This window comes from Kribbella sp. NPDC048837 (assembly GCF_055586945.1).
Genome location: NZ_JBVJHF010000004.1, coordinates 359311 through 373447 on the forward strand (window position 1 = coordinate 359311; position 14137 = coordinate 373447).

The following is a 14137-nucleotide window of genomic DNA, read 5'->3' on the forward strand; positions in this document are numbered from 1 at the left end:
GATCAAGGGAATGGTTGATAAAGATGTCAGTTGACGACGACCAGCTCGATCGGGCCTTCACCGCACTCGGTGACCCGGTCCGGCGGGCGATGATCGCGCGACTGTCCCGCGGGCCGGCCACCGTGAACGAACTGGCCGAGCCGTTCCCGATCACCAAGCAGGCGGTGTCGCGGCACATCCAGGTGCTCGAGGCCGCCGGGCTGATCACCCGGACCAGGGACGGGCAACGCCGTCCCTGTCACCTGGTGCCGGCCGCCCTGGAAGCACTGACGAGCTGGATCGACGAGTACCGGCTCGAGACCGAACGCCGCTTCCGCCGGATGGAAGCAGTGCTGAAGGGCATGCACGAGGAAGAGACGAAGACCACGAAGTGAGGGAGAAGGAACCATGAGCGGCACCACCATCAACACCCCCGCCGGCACCCCGTTCGTCGAGGTGACCCGCGAGTTCGACGCCACCCCGGCGCAGCTGTTCCGGATCGTCACCGACAAGGATCTGGTCGTGCAGTGGCTCGGCCCGCGCGACCTCGACGCGACGGTCGAGAAGTACGACGTCCGCCCCGGCGGGACGTACCGCTACATCCACAAGGACGAATCCGGGGAGTACGCCTTCCGCGGCGTCTTCCACACCGTGGAGCAGGACAAGCTGATCATCCAGACCTTCGAGTGGGAAGGCGCGCCCGGCGAGGTCTGCCTGGAGAAGATGACGCTCGAGCCGACCGAGAAGGGCGTCCGCCTGCACCAGCAGTCGGTGTTCCCGTCGGTGGAGAGCCGCGACCAGTCGATCGAGTACGGCATGGCGAACGGCATCAACGACTCGATGGACCGCCTGGCCGAGCTGCTCGCCAAGGAGAGCTGACATGGGTCAGGTCGTCATCGACATCTCGGTGTCGCTGGACGGTTACGTCACCGGGCCCGACGCGGGTATCGACAACGGGCTCGGTGACGGCGGCGAGGCCTTGCACGACTGGGTCTTCCACGGCACCGACGCGGACCGCGCCGTACTCGACTCCGCCTTCGAGGCGACCGGCGCGGTCCTCCAGGGCCGGAACCTGTTCGACGTCATCGACGCACCCGGCGGCTGGAACGAGGAGATGGGGTACGGCGCCAAGCCGACCGGGGAGGTGAACCCGCCGGTCTTCGTGGTCACCCACTCGCCACCGGAGAAGACCCGGCTGGGCGATCGATTCCGGTTCGCGGGCACCGTCGAGGAGGCCGTCGAGCGGGCCCGGACCGCCGCCGGCGACAAGGACGTCTACGTGATGGGCGGTGGGCAGGTCTGTCACGAGGTGCTCGCCGCCGGGCTGGCCGATGTCCTGCGGTTGCATGTGGCAACCGTCGTACTGGGTGACGGGACCCGGCTGTTCCCGGCGACCGCCGCACCGGCTGTCGGGGTGGAGCTGGTCGAGTGCGTCTCGACGCCGTCCGCGCAGCACCTCACCTACCGCGTCGTGAAGGAGAAGTAGCCATGGGCAACGTCATCGCGACTGCTGTGGTGTCGCTCGACGGGTTCGTCGCCGACACCGACGACGGGGTCGGTCCGCTGTTCGACTGGTACTACAACGGACTGGTCGAGAGGTACGGAACGGACCGGAGCCGGCCGTTCCACCTGAGCCCGGCCAGCGCGGCCTACATCGATTCGACCTGGCCGAATGTTCGGTCGTGCGTGATCGGGCGGCGCTTGTTCGACATCACCAACGGCTGGAACGGCGTCCCCGCGGTCGGCGAGCACGTCTTCGTCGTCACTCACGAGCCCCCGACGGACTGGCCGTTCCCCGACGCGCCGTTCACCTTCGTCGACGGCATCGAGGCGGCGATCGCCCAGGCCAAGGAGTACGCCGGTGAGCACGACGTCTCGGTCACCGGCGGCAACCTGACCGGCCAGGCCCTGGCCGCCGGTCTGGTCGACGAGATCGCGTACAACCTGGTCCCGGTCGTGTTCGGCACCGGAATCCGCTTCTTCGGCGACTATGTCGGCGAGCAGATCCTGCTGGACGACCCGAAGGTGATCGAGGGTGACCGCGTCACCCACCTGCACTACCGCGTGAGCAAGGGATGAGCCGCGACCACGGTCCGGGACCCGGGCGCCACCTCGGTGAAGCCCGCGTCCTGGACCACGGGTAGGCCGCTGGCCAGCAACTCCGTCCACCGCGCCGGAGTCGCCGTACGGACGGCCAGCGCGAAGTCCGCCGCAGCCCATTCCTTGCGCGCCTCGGCCGACAACTCCCACCAGGCGAGCTGCGCCGCATGACCGCACTGCGCCATCGCCTTACCGCTCGACATCTCCAGCCCCGGGTTCAACCACAGCGCCGGTACGCCGGGCTCCAGCGCCGGAAGCTCCTCGGGATCCTCGAAGTCCGTGCCACTCACCTGCAGATTGGCGAGCTCCGCGGGGACGGCATCGACCGGCGTCGGCGGGAACACCCGCACCTGTGCGGTCACCCCGGTCATCGTGATACCCGGCACCGCCTCGGCCCGGCGCCACTCGATGCCGCGAGCACGTTTCACGATCTTGCGGATCCGGTCGTCCTGCCAGGCGTGCATCGCCCCGGCCCACTCCCCCGCATCCGCCGACCGCTCGTCGGCCAGGATCGCCAGCACCGCCCGCGCCGCCGTCTCCAACGCATCCGTCTGCGCCGGCCGCGCGTTCTTCTCGACTCGCACGACGAGGGTGAGCACCTGTTCCACGCTGCGAGTCTGCCAGGGCGGTAAGTTGAGCCCATGCAGCAGTACCTGGATCTTCTACGGCACGTGCTGGACAACGGGGTGCGGAAGGGCGACCGGACCGGGACCGGCACGCTGAGCGTGTTCGGCCACCAGTCGCGCTACGACCTCCGCGACGGTTTCCCGGCGGTGACGACCAAGAAGCTGCATCTGCGGTCGGTGATCGGCGAGCTGATCTGGTTCCTCAGCGGCTCGACGAACATCAAGTGGCTGCACGAGAACAACATCTCGATCTGGGACGAGTGGGCCGACGCGGACGGCGAGCTCGGGCCGGTGTACGGCTACCAGTGGCGGTCCTGGCCGACGCCGGACGGACGGCACGTGGACCAGATCGCCGGCGTGATCGAGTCGATCAAGAACAACCCGGACTCCCGCCGGCACATCGTGAACGCGTGGAACGTCGCGGACGTGGACAGCATGGCGTTGCCGCCCTGTCACACCATGTTCCAGTTCTACGTCGCCGACGGCCGGCTGTCCTGCCAGCTGTACCAGCGGTCCGCCGACATCTTCCTCGGGGTCCCGTTCAACATCGCGTCGTACGCGCTGCTGACCCACATGGTCGCGCAGCAGACCGGGCTCGAGGCCGGCGACTTCGTGCACACGCTCGGCGACGCCCACCTGTACCTGAACCACCTCGACCAGGCCCGTCTGCAGCTCACCCGCGAGCCCCGGCCGCTGCCGAGGCTCGAGCTGGCGAAGCGCGACTCGATCGACGGCTACGAGATCGCGGACGTCGAGCTGGTCGGATACGACCCGCACCCCGGGATCAAGGCGCCCATCGCGGTATGAGCGTCATCCTGATCGCCGCGGTCGGCCGCAACGGTGTGATCGGGCGGGACAACGACCTGCCCTGGCGGATCCGCGAGGACCTGCAGCACTTCAAGCAGCTCACTCTCGGTCACACCCTGGTGATGGGCCGCAAGACCTACGACTCGATCGGCCGCCCGCTGCCAGGCCGCCGGACCGTCGTCGTCACCCGCCAACCGGACTGGTGCGCCGACGGCGTCGAGGTCGTCCACACCCTCGAAGAAGCACTCAAGTACGACAGCGACCTCTACATAGCCGGCGGCGGCGAGATCTACCGCCAGGCCCTCCCGTACGCCGACCGCCTCGAACTCACCGAGGTCGACCAGTCCCCCGACGGCGACGTCACCTTCCCCTCCCTCGACCACGCAGCCTGGACCGAAACCGCCCGCGAGCCCCACGACGGCTTCTCGTTCGTCAGCTACCGCCGCAGCTAACAACGAGTAGCTAACGACCTGACCAGGAAGACCGGGAACCGCGTAGATTGTGTGCGCGTCACGGAGGTGACAGTGCGCGGGCGAGGGGACGCCTCGCGGAGGCCACCGGAGGGGAACGACGATGACCGAAGCAGACAACACAGCAGGTGCGGCCGCCCAGCCCGCGGCCGCGCAGCCCGCGGTGGCGCCGTTGCAGCCGCCGACGGCCACGGCTCCGGGACTGATACTGACCGCTCCGCCGCCGTCACAGCCGGTTGCGGCGACGGCCGCTCCGAGTCTGGCGCCTGCCGTGGACGCGGCGGCCCTGCCCGGGCTGGACGCGAAGGTCGACACCTTCCTGTCCGCGTTGATGACCGCGGAGCCCCGGTCCCCGGAGTTCGCCGCCAAGGCGAGTGACGTCCGGAGCATGGGCGACGTCGACATCCGCGCTGCCGCGGACAGCTCGAACCGGCTGCTCAAGGCGCCGGTCCGGGCGCTGCAGGAAGGCGGCCTGTCCGAGGGGTCGACCGTCGGCAAGACGCTGCTCGACCTTCGCCGTACCGTCGAGGACCTCGACCCGAAGGAAGCCGCCGGGCCGAAGAAGCTGCTCGGAATGATCCCGTTCGGGAACAAGATCGAGGACTACTTCCGCAAGTACCAGAGCGCGCAGAGTCACCTCGACGGCATCCTGCACGCGCTGCGCAACGGCCAGGACGAGCTCGGCAAGGACAACGCCGCGCTGAACCTGGAGAAGCAGAACCTCTGGGACGCGATGACCCGGCTGAACCAGTACGTGTACGTCGCCGAGCGGCTCGACTCGCGACTGTCCGCGGCGATCGCCGAACTGGAGGCGACCGACCCGGACAAGGCGAAGGCGTTCCGCGAGGACGTGCTGTTCTACGTCCGGCAGAAGCACCAGGACCTGCTCACCCAGCTGGCCGTGTCGATCCAGAACTACCTGGCCATCGACATCGTGATCAAGAACAACATCGAGCTGATCAAGGGCGTCGACCGCGCGTCGACCACCACGGTCTCGGCGCTCCGTACGGCGGTCATCGTCGCGCAGGCCCTGAGCAACCAGAAGCTGGTGCTGGACCAGATCAGCGCGCTGAACACGACCACCAGCGGGATGATCGAGCGCACCTCGCAGATGCTGCGGGACAACTCGGTGGCGATCCAGCAGCAGGCCGCGTCGGCGACGATCGGGCTGCCGCAGCTGCAGGCCGCGTTCGCGAACATCTACGCGACCATGGACGCGATCGACACGTTCAAGGTCGAGGCGCTCGACAACATGGCCGCCACCATCGGCACGCTGGAGACCGAGGTGACCAAGTCCCGCAGCTACCTGGACCGGGTCGCCCAGCAGGACCAGCGGGTCGTCCACGGCAGCCTCGACCTCGACCTCGGTCGCTGAAGCAGAAGTCAACTGGGGGACAGGGAACTGCATGACACTCGGTGACTTCTTGGCGCGGCTGACCGGCCGCAAGCAGGAGCCCGAGCCTGCCCCGTATCCCCGCGCTCCGACGAACGACGACCTGCTCGCGGCGCTGGTCCGCGTCGAGCAGTTGGTCGCGGACGGCGCCGTACCGGCCGTGGTCGCGTCCCGGGTCAACCGGGTGGTCCGGACCGTGCGCGAGACGATCCCACGGCTCGGGAACCTCGGCGGCAGCGCCCAGGCGTACTCCGTGATGGCGACGGCGACCGACTACCTGCCGGAGGCGATCGGCGGCTACCTGCGACTGCCCCGGCAGTGGGCGGACACGCGGCCGGTGGACCGGGGCAAGACGTCGCTGATGATCCTGATCGATCAGTTGGACCTCCTGGCCGCGACGATGGACAAGGTGTTCGACGCGGTGAACCGGGCCGACGCGGCGGCGCTGATCGCCCACGGCCGGTTCCTGCAAGAGAAGTTCGGCACCGGCTCCACCGGCGGAGGCCTGGCGCTGGGCCCGACACAGTCGACGCCACCACCGGACACCGGACCACTGCAACCACCAGCTGGACGAGGAGGGGCATGAGCGGCCAGGGGGGCAAGTCACTCCAGCAAGCAGTGTCAGAGCTGCTTGCGGTAGCCGCTCGTGCGGGGATCGCCGAGGAGACCGCCAAGGCGGAGGGGCTTTCGCTGGCCGCGGCGTTGGCGGAGTCCGCTTCGGGTGCTCCCGCGGACTGGGCCAAGGCCAGCCCCGGTGCGACCACACAGGACTTCTTCGACGCCGCCGTACGAGGTCGTCGCTGGCGAGGCGCGCCGACGGCGGTGCTGAGCGAGCTGGTCGCCGCGGGCTCCGCCGAGAAGACCGCATATGCGGAGGCGCTCGCCGAAGTGGCTTCGGCGGCCTGCACCCTCGGTGAGCCGACCATGCGGGTTGTCGGGAATGCATCTGTGGCTGCGGCCGCGCAACTGCAGGCTGCGGGCGCCCGGCCGCTGCAGGTCGGTACGACGCCGGCAGTCCAGAGCACTCCGCAGGCTCCGGTTGAGGAGAAGCCTGAAGAGCCGGCCAAGACGGTGGAAGAGTTGCTGGCCGAGCTGGACGAGCTGACCGGGCTGGCTCGGGTGAAGCGGGAAGTGCACCGGCAGGTCGCCGTACTGCGGGTGGAGAAGCTGCGGACCGAGGCCGGGTTGAAGAGCCCGACAATCACACGGCACCTGGTGTTCGTGGGGAATCCGGGCACCGGCAAGACCACGGTGGCGCGGCTGGTGAGCGGGATCTACAAGGCGCTCGGGCTGCTGTCGAAAGGACAGCTCGTCGAGGTCGACCGGTCCGAACTGGTCGCCGGGTATCTCGGCCAGACCGCGACGAAGACCGCCGACGTGGTCGCGTCCGCGGCCGGCGGGGTGCTGTTCATCGACGAGGCGTACAGCCTGACCGCGGGCGACAACGGCGCCGACCAGTACGGGCGGGAAGCGGTCGACACCCTGGTCAAGGAGATGGAGGACCGGCGCGACGACCTGGTCGTGATCGTTGCCGGGTACCCCGAGCCGATGGAAGCGTTCATCGCGGCGAACCCGGGACTGGCCAGCCGGTTCCGGACCACGATCGGGTTCGAGAACTACACCGACGACGAGCTGACCGACATCCTCACCGGCCTCGCGGACGCCGCCGACTACGAGTTCGTCCCCGAGGCTCTGGACAGGTTCCGGGAGATTCTCGCGGCGACGCCCCGGGATCGCTCCTTCGGCAACGGGCGGTTCGCCCGCAACGTGCTGGAGGCGGCGATCGGCCGGCAGGCCTGGCGGCTTCGCGACGTCACGGCACCCACCACCGAGCAACTGCGTCAGATCCTCGCGACCGACCTCAGCGACGAAGAAGACCAGTCCGAGCAAGGAGACGAGGCGTGACCCAAACCCAGAGTGCGCCGCCCGCGACCTGGTCGCCACCGGCGCAGCAACCGAGCAGCACCACCGCGCAGCCGCCCAGCGCCCGGAGGCCTACCCCTCGGCGCGCGGTCGCCGCGTGGTTCGAGGGCACACCGGGCCGGATGCGCGCCTTCCTGATCCTCGCCGCGGCGATGTGCGTGGTCTTCGGCCTGGCCGCCGCCCAGGGCTTCCGTCAGTCCGACGGGGCCCTCGACCGCGCGGAGGCCAACACCGCCCAACTGGTCCGGATCCAGGCGATCCACACCAATCTGGTCAGCGCGAACGCGGACGCGACGAACGCCTTCCTGGTCGGTGGTCTCGAGCCGCCGGCGCAGCGACAGCACTTCGTCGACTCGATGGCCAACGCCGCCGCGCTGATCACGGAGGCCGCCACCGCCCAGCCGGCCGACCAGCAGGCGCTGGGTGCACTCAACCAGACCTTGATCACGTACGACGGCCTGATCGAGCAGGCCCGCGCGAACAACCGGCAGGGCCTCCCGATCGGATCGCAGTACCTGAAGAACGCGAACGCCGTACTGCAGAACGACTCGCTCCCGCTGGTGAAGGCGCTGGTGCAGGCCAACGAGGAGCGGGTCGACACCGAGTTCGACGGGGTCGGACTGGGCACGATCTGGGTTCTCGTGAGCGGCGTGCTGGCCCTCGTCGTACTGGTGATCACGCTGCGCTGGCTGGCCCGCCGCACCCACCGCTACATCAACGTTCCGATCGCGGCCGGCGCCTTGCTCGTCCTGCTCACCACGATCGTCGGCGGAGTCGCGCTCTCCAACGCGGCCAGTGACGCATCCAACACCGGCGATGACGCCTACGCGAAGACCTTGGCGTTGTCGCGGGCCCGGATCGCGGCGTACGACGCCAGGTCGAACGAGAGCCTCACCTTGATCGCGCGCGGCTCGGGCGACGCCTTCGACAAGGCCTACAACGACGCCGCCGCGGTGGTCGACGACCAACTGAGCAAGGGCTCGGGGACGACGGACGGCCTGCAGGGCCTGTGGTCCGCGTACAAGGACGTCCACGGCGAGGTCCGCAAAGCTGACACCGGTGGCGACTGGGACGGCGCGGTGGCCTTGGCCGTCGGCAGCGAAGAGAACAAGAACGACTCCGTCGACACGTTCAGCGCGTTCGACAAGAGCTCGGCCGAACAGCTGCAGACCACGAGCGAAGCGGTCAGCAACGAGCTGACCGACGCCCGCGACGGCCTCCCGCCGATCGGCTGGCTCGGCCTCCCGATCGGCATTGTCGCCGCGCTCCTGGTGGCCTGGGGCATGTCACAGCGACTGGGGGAATACCGATGAAGAAGCTCATCCCGATCGCCGTCACCGCCGCGCTCCTGCTGACCGCCTGCGGATCCGGCAACTACGCCGCGACCGAGATCCCCGCGAAGCCGCAGCCGACCGTGACCTCGGCGGCACCGCCGGCCGCGCAGCCCAACTGCGGGAACCCGTTGGCGTCGTACGCTCCGGAGGGGCCGCTGCCTACTCCCGGGGTGATGCCGGCCGGCACCACCATGGACAAGATCAAGCAGCGCGGGCGGCTGATCGCCGGGGTCTCCGCGGACAGCTTCAACCTCGGGGCGCGGGACCCGATCACCGGCCAGATCCGGGGCTTCGACATCGACATGGTCAAGGCCGTCGCGACGGCGATCTTCGGCACCGACAAGGGTCACCTCGAGCTGCGGGTGATCTCCAGCCCGCAGCGGATCCCCACCCTGCAGGCCGGCTCGGTCGACATCGTCGCCCGGAACATGACGATCAACTGCGCCCGGTGGCAGCAGATCGCCTTCTCCGCCGAGTACTACCGGTCCGGCCAGAAGACACTGGTGCAGAGCGACTCGACGGCGAAGACGGTGGCCGATCTGTCCGGCCAGACGATCTGCGCCCCGGCCGGGTCGACCAGCCTGGACAACCTGAGGAAGGCGAACCCGGCGGTCAAGCCGATCACGGCCGACACCGACACCGGCTGCCTGGTGCTGTTCCAGCAGGGCAAGGCGGACGGCATCAGCGGTGACGACACGGTGCTGGCCGGCGATGTCGCCCAGGACCCGTACGCGAAGGTGCTCGACCAGAGGTTCAGCGAGGAGCCGTACGGCCTGGGGATCCCGAAGGCGAACGTGGATTTCGTGAGGTTCGTCAACGGCGTGCTCGCGCAGATGAAGGCAGACGGCCGCTGGATGACGTCGTACAACACATGGCTCAAGCCTGCGCTGGGTGAGCTGAAGGCTCCGCCGACACCTGTGTACGGCCGGTGAAGCCATGACTGTTCGTACGCCGACGGCGAGTGCGCCGGCGCCGCCGGGGCGGATGGGGAGCAGCGTTCCGGCGACCGAGCTGCTGCCGTTCCTCGATGCGTTGGGGACGTGGCGGGATCGGCGGAAGGCTGAGCTCGACGAGTTGGACCAGGCCGCTCTGCACGCGCCGGACGCGGACGCGTTGAGTGCGGACGTCGTACTCAGCATGGCGGTGTGGAAGGCCGTCTCGGATCGGTACGAGTTGATCCTGGTGACCTGGGACTCCGGGCGGGTCGGGGTGAAGGAGACCGAGCAGATCTCGACGCTGATCTGGGGCGGTCTGGACACCGGCGGCGCCGGCGGGTCGCTCGCGGTTTCGTTGCCTGAGGCATGCAAGTTGTCGGATGCGCTCGCGTCGAGCCTGCGGGCCAAGCTGGCGCTGGAGCCCGGCGACGCCGATCTCGCCGCCCACCTGCGCCAGCTCCGCGCCCAGGTCGAGCGGATCAGCGACCTGGTCAAGCAGGAGCCGGCCACCGTCCGGAACGCTGCGCTCGCCGAGCACCACGATCTCGACCGCCGGGTCACCGACCTGGCCGAGCGCAACAAGCGCGGTGCGGACATCGGCGGGCTGATCGGTCCGCTCGAGATCGACGCGGCGCGGACCGAGCGCGACTTGATCGTCGGCGCCGCGACCCGCAAGGAGCGCGCGGCCGATGTCGCCCGGGCACGCACTCTGCGCGGTGATCTGGAAGCTCAGGGCACCGCGGTCCGCGCCCTCGCCGACAAGGCGGTCGCCGCGGTCACACCGGCCCCGCGACTCGCCGTACCCGACGTGACCGCACTCGGCCCGGTGCCGAACACCCCGGCCGAACTGGAGAAGTACCTGACCCGCCTGGACGCCGTCCGGCGGGCGCTCGGTCAGGCGCAGGCGGCGTACGGCGCCGCCCTCGAACGCCGCGACGAGCTGGCCGCCCGGCTGGACGCGTACCAGGTGAAGGGGAGCAGTGTTGCCCCCGGCAACGAAGATCTCGCGGAGCTGTACCGGCGCGGCCGCCAGGTGCTCGCGGCGGAGCCGGTCGACACGCTCCGGCTCGGTGCACTCGTGACGGCGTACCAGGCCTACCTGGAAGCCACAGGAGGGACGAAATGACGACCACCGCCTGCACCCAACCCGGCTGCACGGGCACGATCCTGGACGGGTACTGCGACGTCTGCGGATCCCCCGCGGCGGCCGCAGCACCAGCCGCATCGGCTGCCCCGTCGAGCGGCGCCTGCAACCAGCCCGGCTGCACCGGCACGTTCGTCGACGGGTACTGCGACGTCTGCGGATCCCCCGCGCCCGACGGCACCACGAGCCCGTCGGCCGTGTCCGGCGCCCCGGCCGTGACCACCAGCGACCCCGACCCGATCAGTACGCCGTCGACCGTGTCCCGCGCGTCCAACCGGCTCGCGTCGACCCCCCTCGGCTCGGCCCGGGCCGCCCAGGCCGGATCGAAGCTGACCCGCAAGCTCGGTACGTCGTCCACCCGGCTGCGCGGAGCCCGGCTCGGTGCCGGTCTGACGCACGTACCGACGATCCCCGCGATCGACGCCAGCAAAGCGATCCTGGCCAACCCGATGGTCCCCGAGGACCGCCGGAACTGCCCGAACTGCGGCAACCCGGTCGGCCGCTCCCGCGGTGGTGAGCCGGGCCGGACCGAGGGCTTCTGCCCGAAGTGCCGCAGCCGGTTCTCGTTCTCGCCCAAGCTGCACGCGGGCGACCTGGTCGGCGGGCAGTACCAGGTGGCGGGCTGCCTGGCGCACGGCGGTTTCGGCTGGATCTACCTGGCCCGGGACAAGAACGTGTCCGACCGGTGGGTGGTGCTGAAGGGCCTGCTGAACTCCGAGGACCCGGACGCCGTCGCGGCCGCGATCGCCGAGCAGCAGTTCCTGGCCCGGGTCGAGCATCCGCTGATCGTCGAGATCTACAACTTCGTCACCCACGACGGCGCCGGCTACATCGTGATGGAGTACGTCGGCGGCACCTCGCTGAAGACGTTGCTCAAGCAACGGATGGCCGCCAACAACGGGCAGTACGACGCGCTGCCGATCGACCAGGCGATCGCCTACCTGCTGGAGATCCTGCCGGCCTTCTCCTACCTGCACGACCTCGGCCTGGTGTACTGCGACTTCAAGCCGGACAACATCATCCAGGTCGGTGACGCGGTCAAGCTGATCGACCTCGGCGGTGTCCGGCGGATCGACGACCTGGACTCCGCGATCTACGGCACGGTCGGCTTCCAAGCGCCCGAGGTCGCCGAGGTCGGCCCGTCGATCGCCTCCGACATCTACACGCTCGGCCGGACACTCTGCGTGCTCGCGATGGAGTTCCGCGGCTACCAGTCGCGGTACGTCGACTCGCTGCCGCCGGTGAACGAAGTACCGCTGTTCCAGAAGTACGACTCGGTCTACCGCCTGCTGACCAAGGCCTGCGCGAAGGACCCGGCGGACCGATTCCAGACCGCGGACGAGTTCCGCGTGCAGCTTCTCGGCGTACTGCGTGAGGTCGTCGCGGAGAAGCAGGGCACCAAGGCGGCCCAGCACTCCGCGTCGTCGCTGCTGTTCGGTACGCCGGGTGACAAGGCGTCCGGCCTGGGTGACACGACCGGACCGTGGCAGCAGCTGCCTTCCCTCGCGCCGGACGACAGCGACAAGATGGCGGGCTGGCTGAAGTCCGTCAGCGTGCCGGACCCCGCCAAGCGGCTCGAGTTGCTGGTCGACGCGCCGGAGCAGTCCCCGCAGACCCTGCTGGAGGTCGCGGAGGCCGCGCTCGAGGTGGGCGAGTTCCGCTACGAGATGGTCGACACCGCGGTGGCCGACCTGCTGGCCGCGGACCCGTGGGAGTGGCGGGCCGTCTGGATGGCCGGCCTGGTCGCGCTGGCCCGTGGCGACTCGGCTGCCGCTCAGTCCGCCTTCAACGCCGTCTACGGCCAGGTCCCGGGTGAGCTGGCGCCGAAGCTCGCGCTGGGGATCGCCTGTGAGCTCAGCGGTGAGTACGACGTTGCCGAGGGCCTCTACCTGACCTGCGCCCGGACCGACGCCAACTACATCGCCCCCTCGGCCTTCGGTCTGGCCGCGATCCGCACGCAGCGCAACGACCTCGACGGTGCGCTCGCCGCACTCGACCTGGTACCGCGCACCAGCGGCTCGTACGTGCGGGCTCGTCGCCAGCGAGCCGGACTCCTGGCAGGATCGGGCCGTGGCCTTCCCGCGCTCGCCCAGGCGATGGACAGCATCGAGACGCTGACCATCGACCCGGTCGACCGGGCCCATCTGGCCGCGGACGTGTTCCGGACCGCGCTGGCCGAGGTCCAGCAGTCCGGTCCGCAGAAGGAGCTGCGGATCGACGGCCGGGAGGCCACCGAGCCGGCCCTGCGGGACGGGCTCGAGGCCACCTACCGGCAACTGGCCGACCAGGCCGGGAGCCGGCCGGAACGGATCGCCCTGGTCGACCAGGCCAACGAGGTTCGAGGATGGACGTTGCGATGACGAGTACGACCCAGACGGTCTGCCCCAGCTGCGGTGGGCCGGTGTCCGAGGCCGATCGCTTCTGCGAGGCCTGCGGCGCCGAGCTCAACCCGGGGACCACCGCGCCCAGCACGCCCGCCTTGGACACGGACACCGAGCCGACGGTCGAGATCAACACCGGCTCCGCTCCGGTGCCAGGCCCGTGCCAGTCCTGTGGCGGTGTGATCGGTGCGGAGGGCTACTGCGAGACGTGCGGCACCAAGGCCGCCAAGGTCCGCGATCACTTCAGCGAGCAGCCGTCGCCGTGGGTGGCCGGGGTCTGCGACCGAGGCATCCGGCACAGCCGCAACGAGGACGCCATGGCGATCGCCGCGGACCCTGAGCCGGGCAGCCGGGCGCTACTGGTCGTCTGCGACGGCGTCAGCTCGTCACTCGACTCGGATGTCGCCTCGCTGGCCGCGGCCCGCGCAGCTCGCGACGTACTGACTGCGGGCCACGCGCAGGGCATGGGCACCGAGTCGTCCCGGAGCAGTGCGATCGTGGCCCGGCTCAAGGCGGCGGCCGATGCGGCCAATGAGGCTGTCATCGACAACACGAGTCCGGACAGCCCGAACCCGGCATCGTGCACGTTCGTGGCGGCGGTCCTCGAGGACGGCCTGCTGGTGGCGGGCAACGTCGGGGACAGTCGCGCGTACTGGTTCCCGGACGAAGCCGAGGCCGTCGCGCTCACCGTGGACGACTCCTGGGCCGCGGAGCTGATCGCGACCGGCATCTCGCGCGCCGAGGCGGAGTCCGGTCCGCACGCGCACGCGATCACCCGCTGGCTCGGCAAGGACGCTCCGGAACACACCCCTCGGACGACAACGGTCCACGTGACCGGCCCGGGCTGGGTCGTGGTCTGCTCCGACGGCCTGTGGAACTACTGCTCCGAGGCGGCACCGCTGGCCGACCTCGTACGTCAGACCGCTGCGGCGAACGGTGGCGAGCCCGAAGCCACCGCGTCCGCCCTGGTCGACTGGGCCAACGCCCAGGGCGGTCAGGACAACATCACCGTCGCGCTCGCACGCGTCTAAAGGGAAGGGACCCG

At 69.7% G+C, this 14137-nt stretch carries 15 protein-coding genes; 14 read left to right on the forward strand and 1 reads right to left on the reverse strand.

Going from position 1 to position 14137, the window contains the following annotated elements:
• Positions 1-23 precede the first annotated feature (23 nt).
• From ACZ6O0_RS21800 to ACZ6O0_RS21815, 4 genes are read left to right on the forward strand one after another with little or no spacing between them, the layout of a single operon-like run.
• Positions 24-374, forward strand: coding sequence for an ArsR/SmtB family transcription factor (locus ACZ6O0_RS21800; protein ID WP_465766779.1), 351 nt, complete (start codon positions 24-26; stop codon positions 372-374).
• Between the two features lie 13 nt (positions 375-387).
• The gene (locus tag ACZ6O0_RS21805) at positions 388-858 is read left to right on the forward strand and encodes an SRPBCC domain-containing protein (protein WP_465766780.1); all 471 of its coding nucleotides are present in this window, start codon (positions 388-390) and stop codon (positions 856-858) included.
• Between the two features lies 1 nt (position 859).
• Positions 860-1465 carry a dihydrofolate reductase family protein gene (locus ACZ6O0_RS21810; RefSeq protein WP_465766781.1) on the forward strand — a complete coding sequence of 202 codons (606 nt, stop codon included), beginning with the start codon at positions 860-862 and terminating at the stop codon, positions 1463-1465.
• A gap of 2 nt (positions 1466-1467) precedes the next feature.
• Complete coding sequence (locus tag ACZ6O0_RS21815; protein ID WP_465766782.1) at positions 1468-2058, forward strand: dihydrofolate reductase family protein; 591 nt, start codon at positions 1468-1470, stop codon at positions 2056-2058.
• On the opposite strand, the gene ACZ6O0_RS21820 is transcribed toward ACZ6O0_RS21815, so the two are convergent.
• The gene (locus ACZ6O0_RS21820) at positions 2037-2687 is read right to left on the reverse strand and encodes a peptidyl-tRNA hydrolase (protein ID WP_465766783.1); all 651 of its coding nucleotides are present in this window, start codon (positions 2685-2687) and stop codon (positions 2037-2039) included. The genes ACZ6O0_RS21815 and ACZ6O0_RS21820 overlap by 22 nt on opposite strands.
• A 33-nt stretch (positions 2688-2720) precedes the next feature.
• Between ACZ6O0_RS21820 and ACZ6O0_RS21825 the strand changes: the two genes are divergently transcribed.
• From ACZ6O0_RS21825 to ACZ6O0_RS21870, 10 genes are all read left to right on the forward strand, one after another.
• Complete coding sequence (locus tag ACZ6O0_RS21825) at positions 2721-3512, forward strand: thymidylate synthase (RefSeq protein WP_465766784.1); 792 nt, start codon at positions 2721-2723, stop codon at positions 3510-3512.
• Positions 3509-3964, forward strand: coding sequence for a dihydrofolate reductase (locus ACZ6O0_RS21830; RefSeq protein ID WP_465766785.1), 456 nt, complete (start codon positions 3509-3511; stop codon positions 3962-3964). Before ACZ6O0_RS21825 ends, ACZ6O0_RS21830 begins: the two co-directional genes overlap by 4 nt.
• Positions 3965-4085: 121 nt before the next feature.
• On the forward strand, positions 4086-5357 hold the full coding sequence (locus tag ACZ6O0_RS21835; RefSeq protein ID WP_465766786.1) for a toxic anion resistance protein: 1272 nt from the start codon (positions 4086-4088) through the stop codon (positions 5355-5357).
• A gap of 31 nt (positions 5358-5388) precedes the next feature.
• A complete protein-coding gene (locus tag ACZ6O0_RS21840) occupies positions 5389-5961 on the forward strand; it encodes a hypothetical protein (protein ID WP_465766787.1) in 573 nt (190 codons plus the stop codon).
• Entirely contained in the window at positions 5958-7280 is a 1323-nt protein-coding gene (locus tag ACZ6O0_RS21845; RefSeq protein ID WP_465766788.1) for an AAA family ATPase, read from the forward strand. Before ACZ6O0_RS21840 ends, ACZ6O0_RS21845 begins: the two co-directional genes overlap by 4 nt.
• Positions 7277-8611 carry a hypothetical protein gene (locus ACZ6O0_RS21850; RefSeq protein WP_465766789.1) on the forward strand — a complete coding sequence of 445 codons (1335 nt, stop codon included), beginning with the start codon at positions 7277-7279 and terminating at the stop codon, positions 8609-8611. Before ACZ6O0_RS21845 ends, ACZ6O0_RS21850 begins: the two co-directional genes overlap by 4 nt.
• Positions 8608-9564 carry a glutamate ABC transporter substrate-binding protein gene (locus tag ACZ6O0_RS21855; RefSeq protein ID WP_465766790.1) on the forward strand — a complete coding sequence of 319 codons (957 nt, stop codon included), beginning with the start codon at positions 8608-8610 and terminating at the stop codon, positions 9562-9564. Before ACZ6O0_RS21850 ends, ACZ6O0_RS21855 begins: the two co-directional genes overlap by 4 nt.
• A 4-nt stretch (positions 9565-9568) precedes the next feature.
• Positions 9569-10693: a hypothetical protein gene (locus tag ACZ6O0_RS21860; RefSeq protein WP_465766791.1), complete on the forward strand. Its 1125-nt coding sequence runs from the start codon at positions 9569-9571 to the stop codon at positions 10691-10693.
• Positions 10690-13071 (forward strand): serine/threonine-protein kinase, encoded by a 2382-nt coding sequence (locus tag ACZ6O0_RS21865; RefSeq protein ID WP_465766792.1) that lies wholly within the window; start codon positions 10690-10692, stop codon positions 13069-13071. The genes ACZ6O0_RS21860 and ACZ6O0_RS21865 overlap by 4 nt, the downstream gene beginning before the upstream one ends.
• Complete coding sequence (locus ACZ6O0_RS21870) at positions 13056-14123, forward strand: protein phosphatase 2C domain-containing protein (protein ID WP_465766793.1); 1068 nt, start codon at positions 13056-13058, stop codon at positions 14121-14123. Before ACZ6O0_RS21865 ends, ACZ6O0_RS21870 begins: the two co-directional genes overlap by 16 nt.
• Positions 14124-14137 lie beyond the last annotated feature (14 nt).

Coding starts and splice junctions, on each gene's coding strand:
- ACZ6O0_RS21800 (WP_465766779.1), top strand. CDS start 24: ATGTCAGTTGACGACGACCAGCTCGATCGGGCCTTCACCGCACTCGGT.
- ACZ6O0_RS21805 (WP_465766780.1), top strand. CDS start 388: ATGAGCGGCACCACCATCAACACCCCCGCCGGCACCCCGTTCGTCGAG.
- ACZ6O0_RS21810 (WP_465766781.1), top strand. CDS start 860: ATGGGTCAGGTCGTCATCGACATCTCGGTGTCGCTGGACGGTTACGTC.
- ACZ6O0_RS21815 (WP_465766782.1), top strand. CDS start 1,468: ATGGGCAACGTCATCGCGACTGCTGTGGTGTCGCTCGACGGGTTCGTC.
- ACZ6O0_RS21825 (WP_465766784.1), top strand. CDS start 2,721: ATGCAGCAGTACCTGGATCTTCTACGGCACGTGCTGGACAACGGGGTG.
- ACZ6O0_RS21830 (WP_465766785.1), top strand. CDS start 3,509: ATGAGCGTCATCCTGATCGCCGCGGTCGGCCGCAACGGTGTGATCGGG.
- ACZ6O0_RS21835 (WP_465766786.1), top strand. CDS start 4,086: ATGACCGAAGCAGACAACACAGCAGGTGCGGCCGCCCAGCCCGCGGCC.
- ACZ6O0_RS21840 (WP_465766787.1), top strand. CDS start 5,389: ATGACACTCGGTGACTTCTTGGCGCGGCTGACCGGCCGCAAGCAGGAG.
- ACZ6O0_RS21845 (WP_465766788.1), top strand. CDS start 5,958: ATGAGCGGCCAGGGGGGCAAGTCACTCCAGCAAGCAGTGTCAGAGCTG.
- ACZ6O0_RS21855 (WP_465766790.1), top strand. CDS start 8,608: ATGAAGAAGCTCATCCCGATCGCCGTCACCGCCGCGCTCCTGCTGACC.
- ACZ6O0_RS21860 (WP_465766791.1), top strand. CDS start 9,569: ATGACTGTTCGTACGCCGACGGCGAGTGCGCCGGCGCCGCCGGGGCGG.
- ACZ6O0_RS21865 (WP_465766792.1), top strand. CDS start 10,690: ATGACGACCACCGCCTGCACCCAACCCGGCTGCACGGGCACGATCCTG.
- ACZ6O0_RS21870 (WP_465766793.1), top strand. CDS start 13,056: ATGGACGTTGCGATGACGAGTACGACCCAGACGGTCTGCCCCAGCTGC.